Source organism: Labrys sedimenti, assembly GCF_034424805.1.
GTDB classification, from domain to species: Bacteria; Pseudomonadota; Alphaproteobacteria; order Rhizobiales; family Labraceae; genus Labrys; species Labrys sedimenti.
Map to the genome: position 1 here is coordinate 892,321 of NZ_JAXOUF010000002.1, position 14,472 is coordinate 906,792.

The window sequence follows — 14,472 nt, forward strand, 5'->3', positions numbered from 1 at the left end:
GATTATTGTCGTTATGGAGCTGGGCAGGGGCTGTCTATGCCGCTGCCCCGATGTCGCTACCCGCCGCTTGGATCAGCGGCGAGATCACCTTCAGGTTCACGCAATCGACCACGCCGAGATCGGTGATCGCATAATCGGGAATCGCAGTGATCTGCAGCACGAACATGTACATGAACGGCCAGGGCAGGTCGCAACCGAGGCTCCGCACCGCGTCGTCGAGCCGCAATTCCTTCTCGGCCATCGCCTGAGGCTCGATATCCGCCACGATGCCGCCGATCGGCAGATGCAGGAATTCGAGCACCTTGCCATCGCGCACCACCACCTGGCCGCCCTGGTTGGCGATGAGATGGTTGATGGCAACGGCCATGTCTTCGGCATCGGTGCCGATGCAGATGATGTTGTTGTCATCCGGGGCAGTGGAACTGGCCATGGCGCCGGCCTTCAGGCCGAAGCCGGAGGTGAAGGCGACGGGGCGGTTGCGCGTCTTGCCGTAGCGTTCGATCACGGTGATGTACTGCACGTTCTGGCCGATATCGGCTTGTACGCGCCCGTCCTTCACCGGCAGCGTCACGTCGCGCCGCGTGCGCACGAAGATCTTCTCCGGCGTTACCGCGATCGCCAGGACGTCGGCACTGTCGCCGGCGCCGGTGACGGGCACGGCGATTTCTTCAGGTTTGATCGGTTCGAGCTTGATCGAGTGCAGCAAGGCCTCGCTGCGTGGGGGAGGCGCGAGATCGACGGCCATCCTGCCGTCGCGCGCCGCCAGGGTGCCCTTGGCGATCACGGCCTCGATCTTGAAGTCGCGCAGGTCGTTGACCAGCAGGATGTCGGCAGCCCGCCCCGGCGAGATCGAGCCGACCTTGTCGTCGATCCTGAGGGCATCGGCGCCGTTGATCGTCGCCATCTGGATCGCCGCCATCGGCGAGATGCCCATGGCGATCGCCATGCGGACCATGTTGTCGAGATGGCCGCGGGCCAGGATATCGCTGGCGACGACGTCGTCGGTGCAGAAACTGATACGGCGCAGCGCTTTCACGCCCATTTCGGTGACGATGCGCAGATTGTCGGAAAGGAAGTGCGAGATCGAGGATTCGCGCACCACCACATGCATGCCGGCGCGCAGCTTCTCCAGCATCTCCTCGGGCGTGTAGCTCTCATGGTCGGCGCGCACGCGGGCCTGCTGATAGGCGTCGAGCCGGGCACCGCGCGTCATTGGGCAGCAGCCGAGCAGGGGCAGGCGGCTGGCCTCGGCGATCTCGATCGCCTTGAGCACGTCGGCATCCTCCTCCTGGATGAACTCGCGCACCGTCTCCCAGATGCCGACGCATTCGGGCCAGTGGTGGGTGGCGAGGTGATCCTGCGGGCCGAAATAATGCCCGACGGTCGAGCGGGGCATGGTGTATGGCGTCTTGCAGGGCGCGCCCCAGAACACTTTCAGCGGCGTCTGGCGGGCCTCGTCGAGGAATTCGCGGGCTGCGGCCGGGCCGCCCACCACGATGATCTGGTCGAGGCCGGTGACGATCGAGGTGGTGCCGAGCGGCACGACGGCCTTGGCGAAGCTGGTGATCGAGAGCTTGGAGCATTCGACATGCAGATGCCCGTCGATCATGCCCGGGCAGAGATATTTGCCGCTGGCATCGATGATCTCGGTCTGCGGCCCAATATGGTCGGCGATATCGCCCACGGCGATGATGCGGTCGCCGAGAATGGCGATGTCGGCCTTGTAGATCTCTTCCGACACCACATTGACCAGCCGCCCGCCGCGAACCGCCAGACTCGCCTTGGCGCCATGGCCCGACGCGGCGCGAATGAACTCCCGTATATCCGTCACTGAAACCTCCCTGGATTGAAAGGAAGTATTCCGGCCGCCGATCGTTTACACAACTGGTCGAATTAGGCTATCCGATGAACTGATCGTCCAATTCTTTGAACGAAATTGGGGCCGGCATGGATCTTTCCATCATCGATTGCTTCGTGAAGGTGGCGGATGCCCGCTCGATTTCAGCGGCCGCGCGGCTGCACCGGCTCCCCAAATCCACGCTCAGCCATCGCATCCGCCAACTCGAGGACGAGTTCGGCGTCGAACTCTTCGTGCGCGAAGGCCATCACCTCCACGTGACCGATGCCGGCTCCGAATTGCTGCGCCACGCCCGGCGCATCCAGGCAAGCTGCGAGGATGCGGCGACGGCCATGGCCGAGATGCGCCACGAGGTCGCCGGCACGCTGCGCGTCGGTTCCACCGGCGAGTTCGGCACCACCATCACCTCCGAACTGCTGTTCGCCTTCCGCCAGAATTATCCGCAGGTGGTGCTCGACGTGATGTTCCTCACTTCGCGCCAGCCCTTCTCGGATGTCACCGAACTCGCCCTCGACGGTATCTTCCACTGGGGAGAGCCGTCCGAGATCGACTATGTCAGCCGCCGCCTGGCGACGGCCTCCTACGGGCTCTATGCCAGCCCGGGCTATCTCGACCGCCACGGCCTGCCTGAAACGACCGACGATCTCGCCGGCCATCGCGGCCTGATCTTCCGCCAGCCCACCCGTCCGCAATCCTGGTATCTCGCCGATGCACAGGGCGCGGAGACCGACATCCTGCCGCCGGTGAGTTGCATGACCAACGACTACTGGACCCTCAAATATTTTGCGGTGGCCGGCGAAGGCATCGCCTATCTGCCCGGTTTCTTCGTCGAGACCGAATGCGAGCACGGCTTGCTCGCGCCGGTCCTGCCGCAATGGCGCTCGCCGGAGACTGCGATCAACCTGATCTATTCCCGGCGCCGGCACGTCTCGCGCCGCTTCCGGGCCTTCGCCGATTTCTGCGCCGATTTCTATCGCAACCGGGAAAAGGGAAGGGTGCCTCGCTATTATGTCGAGCGCGTCGACTGACGGCGGGCGATATCCTCGTGGTAGGCGCTAGAGGCGCATGAGCAGAGAAAGCGGTGTCCCGCAACCATACCAAGAACTTCTCTTTCGCCAACGTATGCAGAGCCTCTCCGTTCGACGAGGCAGGCGCCGTCGCCTGCGCTCAAAGATTGCCTTGGCCGTTGAGACCCATCCCCTCACAGCTTGAAGGCGGCACCGATGCGAACCTCATCCGTCCTGACGTCGATCATATGGCGGGGGCCACCGCGCGGAGTGACTTCTCCATAGGGGGTGTAGCGGTATTCCGCTCTGACGAGCAGATGATTGGTGAGTGCGTAGTCGACCCCGGCTCCGGCCGTCCAACGGGTGAAACGATGGTTGAACTTCCGCTGCTCGAAGGGGGTCTCAACGGTATGACTGAATTTGGCTCCGGCTACGCCTCCGGTAATGTAGGGAAGAAATCGACCGAAAGCGAAACCGAGCCGACCCCGAACCGACCAAGCATGATCCAGGGCAGACGCGACCTGGAAGTCTGGGTAGGGTGTACCATGGGCATCCCTCAGGACCCCGCGGGAGTTGATTTTCGATAGGAGAACGTCGCCTTCCCCACCCAGGACGATCCTTCCAACCTGCCAGTTATAGCCGGCGAAAATCCACGGGACGGTGGTCGACGTGTTCAACTGAACCCGTGACGATATTGCCGTGAGCGGATAATAGCTGGACCGTTCCCAGGCGAAGCCGGCCTGGGCGCCGGCGTAGGGGCCACTCCAATCAAAGGGCGGGAGTTTCGCCCAAGGAAGAGCTTGCTCGCCCCATCCAGACGGGGCTCCAAGTTTCCAGGCGATGCCGAGCCGGATCTCGTCGGTGGCGATTGAGGTTTGCGCCGGGCGATCGGCGGAACCATCGGGCATCGTTCGGAATACGTATTTCTTGCCAAAATCGGTATGGCGATACTCGGTGCGAAGGATCAGGTTCTCGGATAGCCCGTATTCGATGCCTGCGCCGATGGTCCATCCGACATGCGACTGGTGGTCGTTGCGGGGTGCCTGCCCGCCATACAGGGCGGTCGGGAAATTGGCGTCGGCGAACGTCACTCCGCCGGTTATATAGGGCAGGAAGTTGCCGATCGCGTATCCCAGCCGCCCCCGAACGGAAACGCTCCAATCGATCTGCGAACCGACGGACATGGCATTGAGCGGTACGACGAAGCGATCCCCGCGAATCCATGTCTTTGCGAAGTCAGCCTCCATGCCGGCCACCAATGGGCCCGACTGAAAATTATATCCCGCATAGACCCCGGCCAAACCACCGGCCATGTCGATTGGTTGAGCCGGTCGCCTTCGGGTGGCGGGGCCCAGGCTGTAATGAGCACGCGCCCATCCGCCGCCGGTTTGCGCCCCGAAATAGGCCCCGGCCCAAGAATAGGATGGCGAATAGGACAGGGAGAGAGCAGTTGATTCCTGCGCCTGTCCGTCTATTGGGATGGCTAGAAGTCCTGTTGCCGCCAATAATACTTGATAGGCTATCTTTGATCGAGAATGTTTGGCATCACGATTCGGGCGCATGAAACTCTCCAGCGGCGCATTGCCGGAGAATTATGGCATCGCGCACTGCTAAACGCAAAGTCTATTATTCCAAAACGGCCGAAAAACATAGCAGTTTCAAGGTTACATTCCATTCGGCTTAGTCAGATTGGCCTTTTAAACTGTTTATAAAACAAGCAACGCTCAGGCGGTTGCTGGCACCAGATCGCTTCAGGTTTCGTTGCCGACCTTCTCCCCTGGGTTCTTCATGTTGCCAACCAGAACGCGCGTACCGATCTGGTCGAGGTGGCTTCAGCGAATGGTCATGATTTCCTTCCGATGCGGCTACGTCTCGCGCTGCTTCCGGACCTTCGCCACTTTCCAAGCTATTATGTCGGGCACGTCGGCTGACGGAGGGCCGATCAACTCTTTGAAAAAAACGGGAAAATGCGGTAAGAGCCTGCGGCGCTTGGCGGCCCGACGCCCTCAGGATGGGTGCCGCGAGTGTGAAAGAGTAACGAAAGCAGCATGTTGGAACGAGACTTCTCCATCGCCCCGATGATGGACTGGACGGATCGTCATTGCCGGTTCTTCCACCGCATCCTCTCGGCGAAGGCCTTGCTTTACACCGAGATGGTGACCACCGGTGCCGTGATTCACGGCGACCGGCAGCGTCTGCTCGGCTTTTCGGGCGAGGAACATCCCATCGCCGTGCAGCTCGGCGGTTCCAATCCGAAGGACCTGGCCACCTCGGCCCGTATCTGCACCGATTTCGGCTATGACGAGATCAATCTCAATGTCGGCTGCCCGTCCGACCGCGTGCAGGAAGGGCGGTTCGGCGCCTGCCTGATGGCGGAGCCCGAATTGGTGGGCGAGTGCGTCGCCGCCATGAAGGCCGCCGTCGACCTACCCGTCACCGTCAAATGCCGCATCGGCATCGACGAGCAGGATCCCGAGGCTGCACTCGATCGTATCACCGCGACCGTCCGGGCCGCCGGCGTCGACGCCCTGATCGTGCATGCGCGCAAGGCCTGGCTGAAGGGCCTGAGCCCGAAGGAGAACCGCGACGTGCCGCCGCTCGACTATGGCCGCGTCTACAGGCTGAAGGAAGCCAACCCTGACCTCAACATCTCCATCAATGGCGGCATCAAGGCCGTCGAGGAGTGGGGCACGCATCGGGCCTGTCTCGATGGCGTCATGGTCGGGCGCGAGGCCTATCAGAATCCCGAGATCTTGCTGGCTGTCGATCCCACCCTGTTCGGCGTGGCCGCGCCGGTTGCCGACGGCTTCGAAGCCATCGAGGCGATGGCGCCCTATATCGAGGCACAGCTGACACAGGGCGTGCGGCTGAGCTCGATCACCCGCCACATGATCGGCCTCTTCCCGGGTCGGCCGGGTGCGCGGCTCTATCGGCGCCATCTCGCCACCGAGGCGGTCAAGCCCGGGGCCGGGCTCGAGGTGCTGTTCGAGGCGGCGGCGCATGTCCGCCGCGCCATCGAGGCCAAGGCCGCCTGATCGGGCTGATCGCACGCCGCTCCCGCCAAAGTGAATCGCCTCGTCCTGCCGGAGCGCTATGCTGCCTCATCGGGGGACGCCGTTGCGTCGTGGGGGCGCGGAGTTTGCATCATGACGAAACCCTATCGGCTTGCCGGCCTGCTGGCGCTTGGCTTCATCCTGCCGGCCCAGGCGCAGGAGGCCCCGCGCAAGATCTTCCGCGGCACGATCGAAGCGATGGACAGCAAGGGGCTCAGCCTCAAGACCAAGGACGGCCAGAGCGTCTCGATCCATCTCACGCCGGACTGGAAGGCCCGGCTGGTGGCGCCGATCGGCGTGGAGGCCATCCATGCCGGCAGCTTCATCGGCACGGCGCAGATCCCCCAGGCGGACGGCTCCGGAAAATCGCTGGAGGTCCATGTCTTTCCGCCCGGCGTCAAGAGCGGCGAGGGCGAGCGGGACTGGGATTCCCAGCCGGGCGCCCGCATGACCAACGGCACGGTGGGTGGCGCGGTCGTCTCGACGGACAAGGGCAGGGAGGTCACGCTCAGCTTCCCTGGTGGCAGCCGCAAGATCGTGATCCCGCCGCAGGTTCCCGTGGTGCAATTCAATGCGGCCGAGCGGACGATCATCAAGCCGGGGATTGCCGTTTTCGTGGTGGCCCAGCCCGACGGCAAGGACTGGCGGACCAACAGCGTGGCCACCGGCCAGAACGGCGCCGCGCCACCGATGTGACCACAGTAGGAGCGCGGACATCTCAGCGACATGCTGCATGTCGCGATGTCCGCTCTGCTTACCAACCGACAATGTCTTTACAAGAGCGGACAAGATGTCCGCGCTCCAGGGAGGAGCCGCTAAACGTCGATCACCATGCCGTCCTCGGCAAGGTCGAACAGGGTGCGGTCGACCTTGTCGCGATAGGCCAGCATGGTCGGGCCCATATGGGTGAGCACCACGCGTTTGGCGTTGAAATCGCCGCGGCGGGCCAGCAGGCGATTATAGTCGAGATGGGGCGGGGTCTCCTCGATGGCGAAGCATTCGAGGAAGAGCAGGTCCGCGCCGTCGGCGATCTGAGGCAAGACCTCGGTCCATTCGGTATCGCCGGAATGGACGAAGACCTTGCCGCCACCTTCGAGCCGTACGGCCGTGGCCGGCGCGCCGCAGGGATGCACCACCTCGACGGTACGGATCGTAAAGCCCTGGGCGTCGCGCTGCGTGCCCGGCGCCATTTCCTCCACGCTCCAGGCGAAGCTCCAGGGCGTCTCCATGGTAGCGCCGGCAAACAGCGCCTCGATGGTGGTGGACAGGCGCTCGATCGTGCCGGGAGGGCCGATGATGCGCAGCGAGCGGGTGCGCTTGCGGACCCATTGGGCATCGAGCAGCAGGAAAGGAATGCCGCCGAAATGATCGCCATGCAGGTGGGTCAGCATGATCAGGTCGACCTGGTCGGGATCGATGCCCATGGCGCTGAGCGCCGTCATCGTGGTCGCGCCGCAATCGAGCAGGCAGATGGTGCGCCCCTCCTGCGGATCCTCGATCTCGACCAGGCTGGCGGTGTTGAACCGTCCGCCTGATCCGAAGGCATCGCCACAGCCGACCACCGTCACGCGCATGGCAGGACCTCCTGCCGCCGGGGCGCCGCGAATTGGAGGGAGCGGAAAAGGATCTGCCTCATGCCGAAGTCTGTTCTATTTCGATGACAAGCCTCGCAGGATCGGCGAGGCCTTAACCGGGTGATGCGCGTCAAGTCACCCACCGGTATGAACCGAAAAGTCCAAGGACTTCAACTTAAAGAAAGCAGGCAAAACCAGCGAGAATGAGCCAGGAGCGGCCAGCCCACGAAATGCTGAAACTGTCTGTGCGAAAACGCACAAAGCGAACGGCTTCAAACGCCGCAAGCATTTGAGATCTTACGGATTCCTTCCGATCGAGGCTCGGGGTTCGGCCGGGAAGAATCTGCCCGGGTCAGAATTTGCGGGCAGTGGGCTCGACCACGATGCGGAAGGGCCCGAGATCACTGTTGCCGCGCGCATCGACATGGCCCTTGACGGTGGAGCCAAAGCCGCTCTGTTGGCCGAGGCCGCTCTGCTTCCTGAAACCGTAATCGGCACGGAACTCGCCGCCGACCCTGATGCACATGCCGGTATCGGCCGAATAGACGAAGCCTTCGCCATATTGGCTGCAGCGGGGATCCGTTTTCTCGCCGGCAAAGCCAGGCGCCGTGAAGGCAAGCACGGCAATGGCAGCACTGATCGTCCTGAACATGAATAGGCTCCTAAAGCGTTTTGCGATTGGAGGCATTCCCCGGAAATCGCAAAGACGCGTCGAAACGAAAATTGGAGCAAAGCAGGTATTTTTGTCGAAACATACCCGACTCTAGCAGCGACTCAGGCCTAGCGCCCGATCGTGACCACTTCGCGGCAAAGCTTTTCGGGCTAGAACACGAGATGTAACGGTTTGTTACATCCAGCCGTCCCGCGGCCCCGTCTGTACCATGGAGAGCAGCTCACGCCTTGTCGGTAACGCCCGCCTGCGCGAAGGTCGCCATGCCGGTATGGCAGGCAAGCGCCGCTTTGATAAGAGATACCGCCAAGGCCGCGCCGGATGCTTCGCCGAGTCGCATATTGAGATCAAGCAGCGGCTTCTTGCCGAGCCGAGCCAGAACATCGCCATGGGCGCCCTCGGCAGAGACATGTCCCGCGATGCAATGGTCCAGCAGGGCGGGATCCATCGCGTGGAGGATCGCGGCGGCGGCGCAGACGACATAGCCGTCCAGCACCACGGGCACGCGCTGGCTTCGAGCCGCCAGGATGGCGCCGGCCATCGCGGCGATTTCACGGCCGCCCAGGCGCCGCAGCACTTCGAGGGGGTCCTTGAGATGACTGCGGTGGAATTCGACCGCGGCCGAGACAGCCGCGATCTTGCGGGCGAGGCCGGCATCGTCGACACCCGTGCCGCGACCGACCCAATGAGCGGCTTCTCCGCCATAGAGGGCGTGATAGATGGCGGCGGCGATGGTGGTGTTGCCAATGCCCATCTCACCCAGGACCAGCAGGTCGATGCCGCCGGAGACCGCCTCCATGCCGAAGGCCATGGTGGCAGCACAGGCCTTCTCGTCGAGCGCTGCCTCGCAGGTTATGTCGCCGGTGGGGATGTCCAGGGCGAGATCGAAAACCTTGAGGCCGATGTCGAAGGTCGAGCAGATCTGGTTGATCGCGGCACCCCCTGCCGCGAAATTCTCCAGCATCTGGCGTGTGACTTCCTGCGGATAGGGCGAAACGCCGCGGGCGACCACGCCGTGATTGCCGGCGAAGATCGCCACCAGGGGGCGCGAGACGGTGGGGGAGGGCGTGGCCTGAACGGCAGCGAGCCATTCGACGATGGTCTCCAGCCGGCCGAGGCTGCCCGGCGGCTTGGTCAGTTGACCGTCACGCTGCTTCACACCCGCCACGGCGTTGGCGTCGAGGGCGGGCATGCTACGGGCGAGCTCGCGGATGTCGTCGAAGGGCAGGGCGGTGCCGGCAAAAGCCATTGGGATGTTTCCAATGTGGGAGAGATGATTTGCCGCGCTTATAGACCGACGACCGCGCGGCGGAAAGGTCGCGTGACGACGGTTGATGCCCCGGTCTCGACACGGGGGAGCAGGCAGGAGCCGGGCTGTGCGAGCCCGTCGCACCGTTGATTTGATGGGTGTCAGCATGGCATGCAGGTTGTCGCCATGATGCATTCCCCCTTTCTCGCCAGCGTTCCGCAGGCTCTGCGCTTCTGGTCGCGCTTGCCGTTGCCCGTCCTGTCCTTCGAGGCCGATCCGCATGGCCGGCCCGACATGGAGCGGCTGGCGCCGGTGACGCCGCTGGCCGGGGCCGTGCTCGGCCTGGCGGCCGCCATCGTACTGATTATCGCCCATCTCGCCGGCTTGCCTGCAACGGTTGCCGCCATCTTCGCGGTCGCTGCCCTGGCGGTGATGACCGGTGCCATGCATGAGGACGGGCTTGCCGATGTCGCCGATGGTTTCGGCGGTGGCGGCACGCTCGAGCGCAAGCTGGAGATCATGCGTGATTCGCGCATCGGTGCGTATGGAGCGACCGCCCTGATGCTGGCTCTCGCCGCCCGGGTGTCACTGCTTGCTGCGTTGCTGACGACGACAGGCGATGTCTGGCGCACGGGCATGGTCCTGGCCGCTGCCGTCGGCACTTCCCGCATCCTGGGGCTGTTGCCGCTGGTTTTGCTGGGGCCGGCGCGCCCGGATGGTGCCGGCGCTTCGGCAGGCCGGTTGACCGGCCATGCCTGGCGCTCCGGCGCCGTCCCCGCCATGATCGCAACGGCTTTGCTGGCCTGGGCCGGAACCGGCCATTTCATGTCGGTTCTCGCACCCCTGGCGGGGCTTGCGGCGGCCTATGCTGTCATGCGGCTGGCTGAACGGCAGATTGGCGGGCAGACCGGCGATGTCTGTGGTGCTGCCGTGATGCTCGCCGAAATGGCAATCCTGGCAGGCGCTCTGGCGCCTCTGGGCTGGCATGTCTAAATTATTGATACCTCGCTTAGTCGGATTGTGAACGCCATGCAGATCACCTCCACACCTTGCGTCGCCATTTGCCGCATCGATGCGGCGAGCGGCTTCTGCATCGGTTGCGGACGCACCAGCCTGGAAATCGGTCGCTGGGTGGAGATGAGCGAGGAGGATCGCCTGGTGCTGATGGCGAGATTGCCGGATCGCTTTTCGCGAACGCCGGCCTTGCAAGCCGCCCGCGATGCTTTCGACGCCATGATGGCGGCGCGGCGGCGGACCGGGCGGCGCAATCGCGTATGAATGCCACATTTGAATGGCTGAACTCCCTGTGGGCGGTTGCACCAAATCGCCGGGTACTTTGGGGAAGCATCGAGGAGATGGCATGATTCGGATCGGCGCTCTCATCTTGGCTGCAGCTTTCGCCGCCTTCACCGGCGGTACGGCCTCGGCAAGGGAGTGGAAATCCATCCGCATCGCCACCGAGGGCGGCTATCCGCCCTTCAACCAGCTCGATGCCAAGGATGAGCCCATCGGTTTCGATGTCGATATCGCCAAGGCGCTCTGCCGGAAAATGGATGCGGCCTGCAGTTTCGAAGTCCTCGATTGGGATACCCTGATTCCGTCCTTGAACGCCGGCAAGGTCGACGCCATCGTCTCCTCCATGTCGATCACGCCGGAGCGGCGGCGCCAGGTCGCTTTCACCAATCGCTATTACGATCGACCGACGAGCTTCGTGGCACGCAAGGACAGCAAGATCGCCGCCTGGGATGCGGCGGGGCTGAAGGACAGGGTGGTCGGCGTCGTCGCCAACACGGTGCAGGCTTCCTTCCTGCAGGCGGAGATCCAGGCAGGAGGCGCCCAGATCAAGCTTTATGGCAACCAAAGCGAGGCCAATGCCGATCTTGTGACCGGGCGCCTCGATGCCGTGCTTGCCGACAAGCTGATGCTGGCCGGCTGGCTGGGCAAGCCCGAAAGCACCTGCTGTGAACTGAAGGCCGATGTCGACCTGGCGAAATATGCCAGGTTCTTCGGGGAAGGCGAGGGGATCGCCCTGCGCAAGAGCGATGTGGATCTTGCCGAAAAATTCAACAAGGCGATTGCCGATATCGTCGCCGATGGCACCTACAAGACGATCAACGACAAATATTTCCCCTTCTCGATCTATTGAGCCCGGCAGCTGCTCGAACGTTTTGCGATTTGGTGGAAACACCAAGAATCGCAGGGACGCCTTAGCCAATCCTTTGGATTGGCTTGGGAACACGGAGCCGGAGCAAATAAGCGTTCACGCTTGCACGCGCTTTGCTCTAGAAGCGCTGGGACAAAGGAGTTCTTGCGATGAAAGTGGCGTTTCTCGGTCTCGGCGTGATGGGCTTTCCGATGGCGGGCCATCTGACCGTAAAGGGTGGCCATCAGGTCACCGTCTACAATCGTACGCCCGCCAAGGCGCAGGCCTGGGTAGAGAAATACGGCAACGCCTCTGCGCCGACCCCGGCCGAGGCAGCCAAGGATGCCGACATCGTCTTTGCCTGCGTGGGCAATGACGATGATTTGCGCTCGGTGACGACTGGGCCGCAAGGCGCCTTTTCCGGCATGAAGAAGGGCGCCATCTTCGTCGACCACACCACAGCTTCCGCCGAGGTCGCGCGCGAACTCTATGAAGCTGCCGGCAAGCTTGGCCTCGGCTTCGTCGACGCTCCGGTTTCCGGTGGGCAGGCCGGCGCCGAGAACGGTGCGCTCGGGGTGATGTGCGGCGGCGATGCCGATGTCTATGCCCGGGCCGAACCGGTGATCGCCCATTATGCCAAGGCTTGCCAGCTCATGGGTCCTTCGGGCGCCGGTCAGCTGACCAAGATGGTCAATCAGATCTGCATCGCCGGGCTGGTGCAGGGCCTGTCCGAGGGCGTCCATTTCGCCAACAAGGCCGGGCTCGACCTCGAGAAGGTGATCGGCGTGATCTCGAAGGGAGCCGCGCAATCCTGGCAGATGGAAAATCGCTGGAAGCCGATGCAGGAAGGCAAGTTCGATTTCGGCTTCGCGGTCGACTGGATGCGCAAGGATCTGGGCATCTGCCTCGAAACCGCCCGGGCGAACGGTGCCCAATTGCCGGTGACGGCCCTGGTCGACCAGTTCTATGCCGAGGTCCAGGCCATGGGCGGCCGGCGCTGGGATACCTGCAGCCTCGTCGCCCGGCTCGAAAAGCCGCGCAGTTGATCGGGCGAGGATAGGAAAGCCGCACGCATGAAGACCCTCGAGGATATGGGCTCGCCGCCGGGTTTCGATGGCGAGCCGGACTACAATGCCGAGACAGACGAGGAAGAGGGCAAGCTCTATGAAAGCCTGATGCTGGCCACGGCATCCGGGCTCGACGAAGCTGTCGCCAGCCTTGTCGCCTTCCTGCAACGCCATGTCGGTGCCGAATTGGAGACGACTTCCGAGGATGTCGCCGGTGTGCGCAGCTGGGTGGGGAGAGCCCAGACGGCGGCACAGTCGGTGGATGCGCAATTGACCGACTTCGGGGACTATCGCGGCGGCTATCTGCGCCTCGTCTCCGATTTGGATGGCTCGCGATCTTGACGGGGGGAGGCGACGCCTGACAGGAGGTTTCGCCGCCGAGGATTGTTCGCCCGTCGGCATTTTGCTAGAGGCCTTGTTTCATCCGTTTCACAGGAGCCGGACATGAGAGGCCTCAAATCGTCGGACCGCTAGGCCGCAACGACATGTCGATGTTGTTGCGGCGTTCTGTCCGATCCCATCCGGTTTCGCACTAAAGAGGCAGACCGCCGCCGAATGTTTTCATTTGAGCGGATGTTTCGTCATGCCTGCCAAAAACCCCGTCTGGGGCCATGCCTTGCCGTCGGCCCTGTTGCTGATGGCCCCCTTCGATATCCTCGCCTCCCTGGCCATGGATATCTATCTGCCCATCGTGCCCATCATGCCGGCGATGCTGGAAACCAGCGTAGCGGTGATTCAACTGACCCTCAGCCTCTATATGGTGATGCTGGGGGCCGGGCAGATCGTCTTCGGGCCGCTGTCCGACCGCACCGGCCGCCGGCCGGTGCTGATCGGCGGTGCCGCCCTGTTCCTGCTTGCGTCTCTGGGACTTGCGGCGAGTTCCAACGCCGCTGTCTTCGTGGCCCTGCGCTTCCTGCAGGCGGCCGGCGCCTCCGCCTGCCTGGTGGCGACCTTCGCCACGGTCCGGGACGTCTACGCCGAACGTCCCGAAGGCGCCGTCATCTACAGCCTGTTCAGCGCCATGCTCGCTTTCGTGCCGGCCTTGGGGCCGATTGCCGGGGCACTCATCGCCGATCAGTTCGGCTGGCGGGCAATCTTCCTCACGCTGGGACTGTTGATGGCCACCGCGTTCGCCCAAGCGGCGTGGCGCTGGCCCGAGACCCGGCGAGAAGCGGTCGAGGTCGCTCGGCGTCCGGCCATTACGGTTCTCTCCAGCTATGCCTTCTGGACCTATACGGCGGGCTTCGGCACGGCGATGGGAAGCTTCTTCGTCTTCTTCTCCACCGCGCCGCGGGTGCTGATCGACAGGGCCGGCTATTCGCCTCTGGCCTTCAGCCTTGCCTTCGCCACGGCGGCCGTCGCCATGATGGTCGCAACCCGTTTCGTGCCAGGCCGTGTCGAGAGCTGGGGACGCCTGGGCTGCCTCAGGCGGGCCATGGTGACGATCCTGGCGGGCGCCGGCCTGCTTGCCTTGGGCGAGATGGCGGGAGCGGCATCCTGGTGGAGCTTTCTCGCGCCGATGTGGGTGGTCGCCGTCGGTATCGTCCTCGCCGGTGGTGTCGCTGCCAATGGTGCGCTCCAGGGCTTCGATGACATCGCCGGTGCCGCTGTTGCGCTCTATTTCTGCGTGCAGAGCCTGATGGTCAGTGTGGGCGGCACCTTGGTCGTCCTGGTTCTGCCGGGGGATACCGCCTGGCCGCTGGTAGCCTATGCCGCCGGCATGGCGAGCCTGGTTCTTCTGCTTGCCGGAGCAAGGCGGGAAGGGCTGTCGAGGATCGACGTCGAGAATTCCTCCGCGGGCTGAAGCATTTTGCTCCGGCCCGTCTTGTTCTCGTCACAAAGGCTTCCTAT

The 14,472-nt window shown here is 63.5% G+C and carries 14 protein-coding genes; 9 read left to right on the forward strand and 5 right to left on the reverse strand.

What is annotated here, in order from left to right; genetic code table 11:
* Nucleotides 1-34: 34 nt before the first annotated feature.
* A complete protein-coding gene (locus U1R88_RS10555; protein WP_322431183.1) occupies nt 35-1,831 on the reverse strand; it encodes an adenine deaminase in 1,797 nt (598 codons plus the stop codon).
* 116 nt (nt 1,832-1,947) lie between these two features.
* On the opposite strand from U1R88_RS10555, the gene U1R88_RS10560 reads away from it, so the two are divergent.
* Nucleotides 1,948-2,886 (forward strand): LysR family transcriptional regulator, encoded by a 939-nt coding sequence (locus U1R88_RS10560; RefSeq protein WP_322431184.1) that lies wholly within the window; start codon nt 1,948-1,950, stop codon nt 2,884-2,886.
* 173 nt (nt 2,887-3,059) lie between these two features.
* Here U1R88_RS10560 and U1R88_RS10565 read toward each other — a convergent pair whose 3' ends face one another.
* Nucleotides 3,060-4,427 carry an outer membrane protein gene (locus tag U1R88_RS10565; protein WP_322431185.1) on the reverse strand — a complete coding sequence of 456 codons (1,368 nt, stop codon included), beginning with the start codon at nt 4,425-4,427 and terminating at the stop codon, nt 3,060-3,062.
* A gap of 486 nt (nt 4,428-4,913) precedes the next feature.
* On the opposite strand from U1R88_RS10565, the gene dusA reads away from it, so the two are divergent.
* Both dusA and U1R88_RS10575 read left to right on the forward strand, forming a co-directional pair.
* Nucleotides 4,914-5,900, forward strand: a complete 987-nt coding sequence (gene dusA, locus U1R88_RS10570; RefSeq protein WP_322431186.1) for a tRNA dihydrouridine(20/20a) synthase DusA — start codon at nt 4,914-4,916, stop codon at nt 5,898-5,900.
* Between the two features lie 111 nt (nt 5,901-6,011).
* Nucleotides 6,012-6,614: a hypothetical protein gene (locus U1R88_RS10575; RefSeq protein WP_322431187.1), complete on the forward strand. Its 603-nt coding sequence runs from the start codon at nt 6,012-6,014 to the stop codon at nt 6,612-6,614.
* A gap of 119 nt (nt 6,615-6,733) precedes the next feature.
* Here the strand turns inward: U1R88_RS10575 and U1R88_RS10580 are convergent, their stop codons facing one another.
* The 3 genes from U1R88_RS10580 to cobT form a co-directional block, all read right to left on the reverse strand.
* A complete protein-coding gene (locus tag U1R88_RS10580; protein WP_322431188.1) occupies nt 6,734-7,492 on the reverse strand; it encodes an MBL fold metallo-hydrolase in 759 nt (252 codons plus the stop codon).
* Nucleotides 7,493-7,844: 352 nt separating this feature from the next.
* On the reverse strand, nt 7,845-8,144 hold the full coding sequence (locus U1R88_RS10585) for a porin (protein ID WP_322431189.1): 300 nt from the start codon (nt 8,142-8,144) through the stop codon (nt 7,845-7,847).
* A 241-nt stretch (nt 8,145-8,385) separates the two neighbouring features.
* Nucleotides 8,386-9,411 carry a nicotinate-nucleotide--dimethylbenzimidazole phosphoribosyltransferase gene (gene cobT / locus U1R88_RS10590; protein WP_322431190.1) on the reverse strand — a complete coding sequence of 342 codons (1,026 nt, stop codon included), beginning with the start codon at nt 9,409-9,411 and terminating at the stop codon, nt 8,386-8,388.
* Between the two features lie 186 nt (nt 9,412-9,597).
* On the opposite strand from cobT, the gene cobS reads away from it, so the two are divergent.
* The 6 genes from cobS (at nt 9,598) to cml (ending at nt 14,425) form a co-directional block, all read left to right on the forward strand.
* Nucleotides 9,598-10,404, forward strand: a complete 807-nt coding sequence (cobS, locus tag U1R88_RS10595; RefSeq protein ID WP_322431191.1) for an adenosylcobinamide-GDP ribazoletransferase — start codon at nt 9,598-9,600, stop codon at nt 10,402-10,404.
* 36 nt (nt 10,405-10,440) lie between these two features.
* Nucleotides 10,441-10,689, forward strand: a complete 249-nt coding sequence (locus U1R88_RS10600) for a DUF1289 domain-containing protein (RefSeq protein ID WP_322431192.1) — start codon at nt 10,441-10,443, stop codon at nt 10,687-10,689.
* Between the two features lie 82 nt (nt 10,690-10,771).
* Nucleotides 10,772-11,557, forward strand: a complete 786-nt coding sequence (locus U1R88_RS10605; protein ID WP_322431193.1) for a transporter substrate-binding domain-containing protein — start codon at nt 10,772-10,774, stop codon at nt 11,555-11,557.
* 167 nt (nt 11,558-11,724) lie between these two features.
* Nucleotides 11,725-12,600 carry an NAD(P)-dependent oxidoreductase gene (locus U1R88_RS10610; RefSeq protein ID WP_068286957.1) on the forward strand — a complete coding sequence of 292 codons (876 nt, stop codon included), beginning with the start codon at nt 11,725-11,727 and terminating at the stop codon, nt 12,598-12,600.
* 27 nt (nt 12,601-12,627) lie between these two features.
* Nucleotides 12,628-12,963 carry a hypothetical protein gene (locus U1R88_RS10615; protein WP_068286959.1) on the forward strand — a complete coding sequence of 112 codons (336 nt, stop codon included), beginning with the start codon at nt 12,628-12,630 and terminating at the stop codon, nt 12,961-12,963.
* Between the two features lie 241 nt (nt 12,964-13,204).
* Complete coding sequence (gene cml, locus U1R88_RS10620) at nt 13,205-14,425, forward strand: CmlA/FloR family chloramphenicol efflux MFS transporter (RefSeq protein WP_322431194.1); 1,221 nt, start codon at nt 13,205-13,207, stop codon at nt 14,423-14,425.
* Nucleotides 14,426-14,472: the final 47 nt, after the last annotated feature.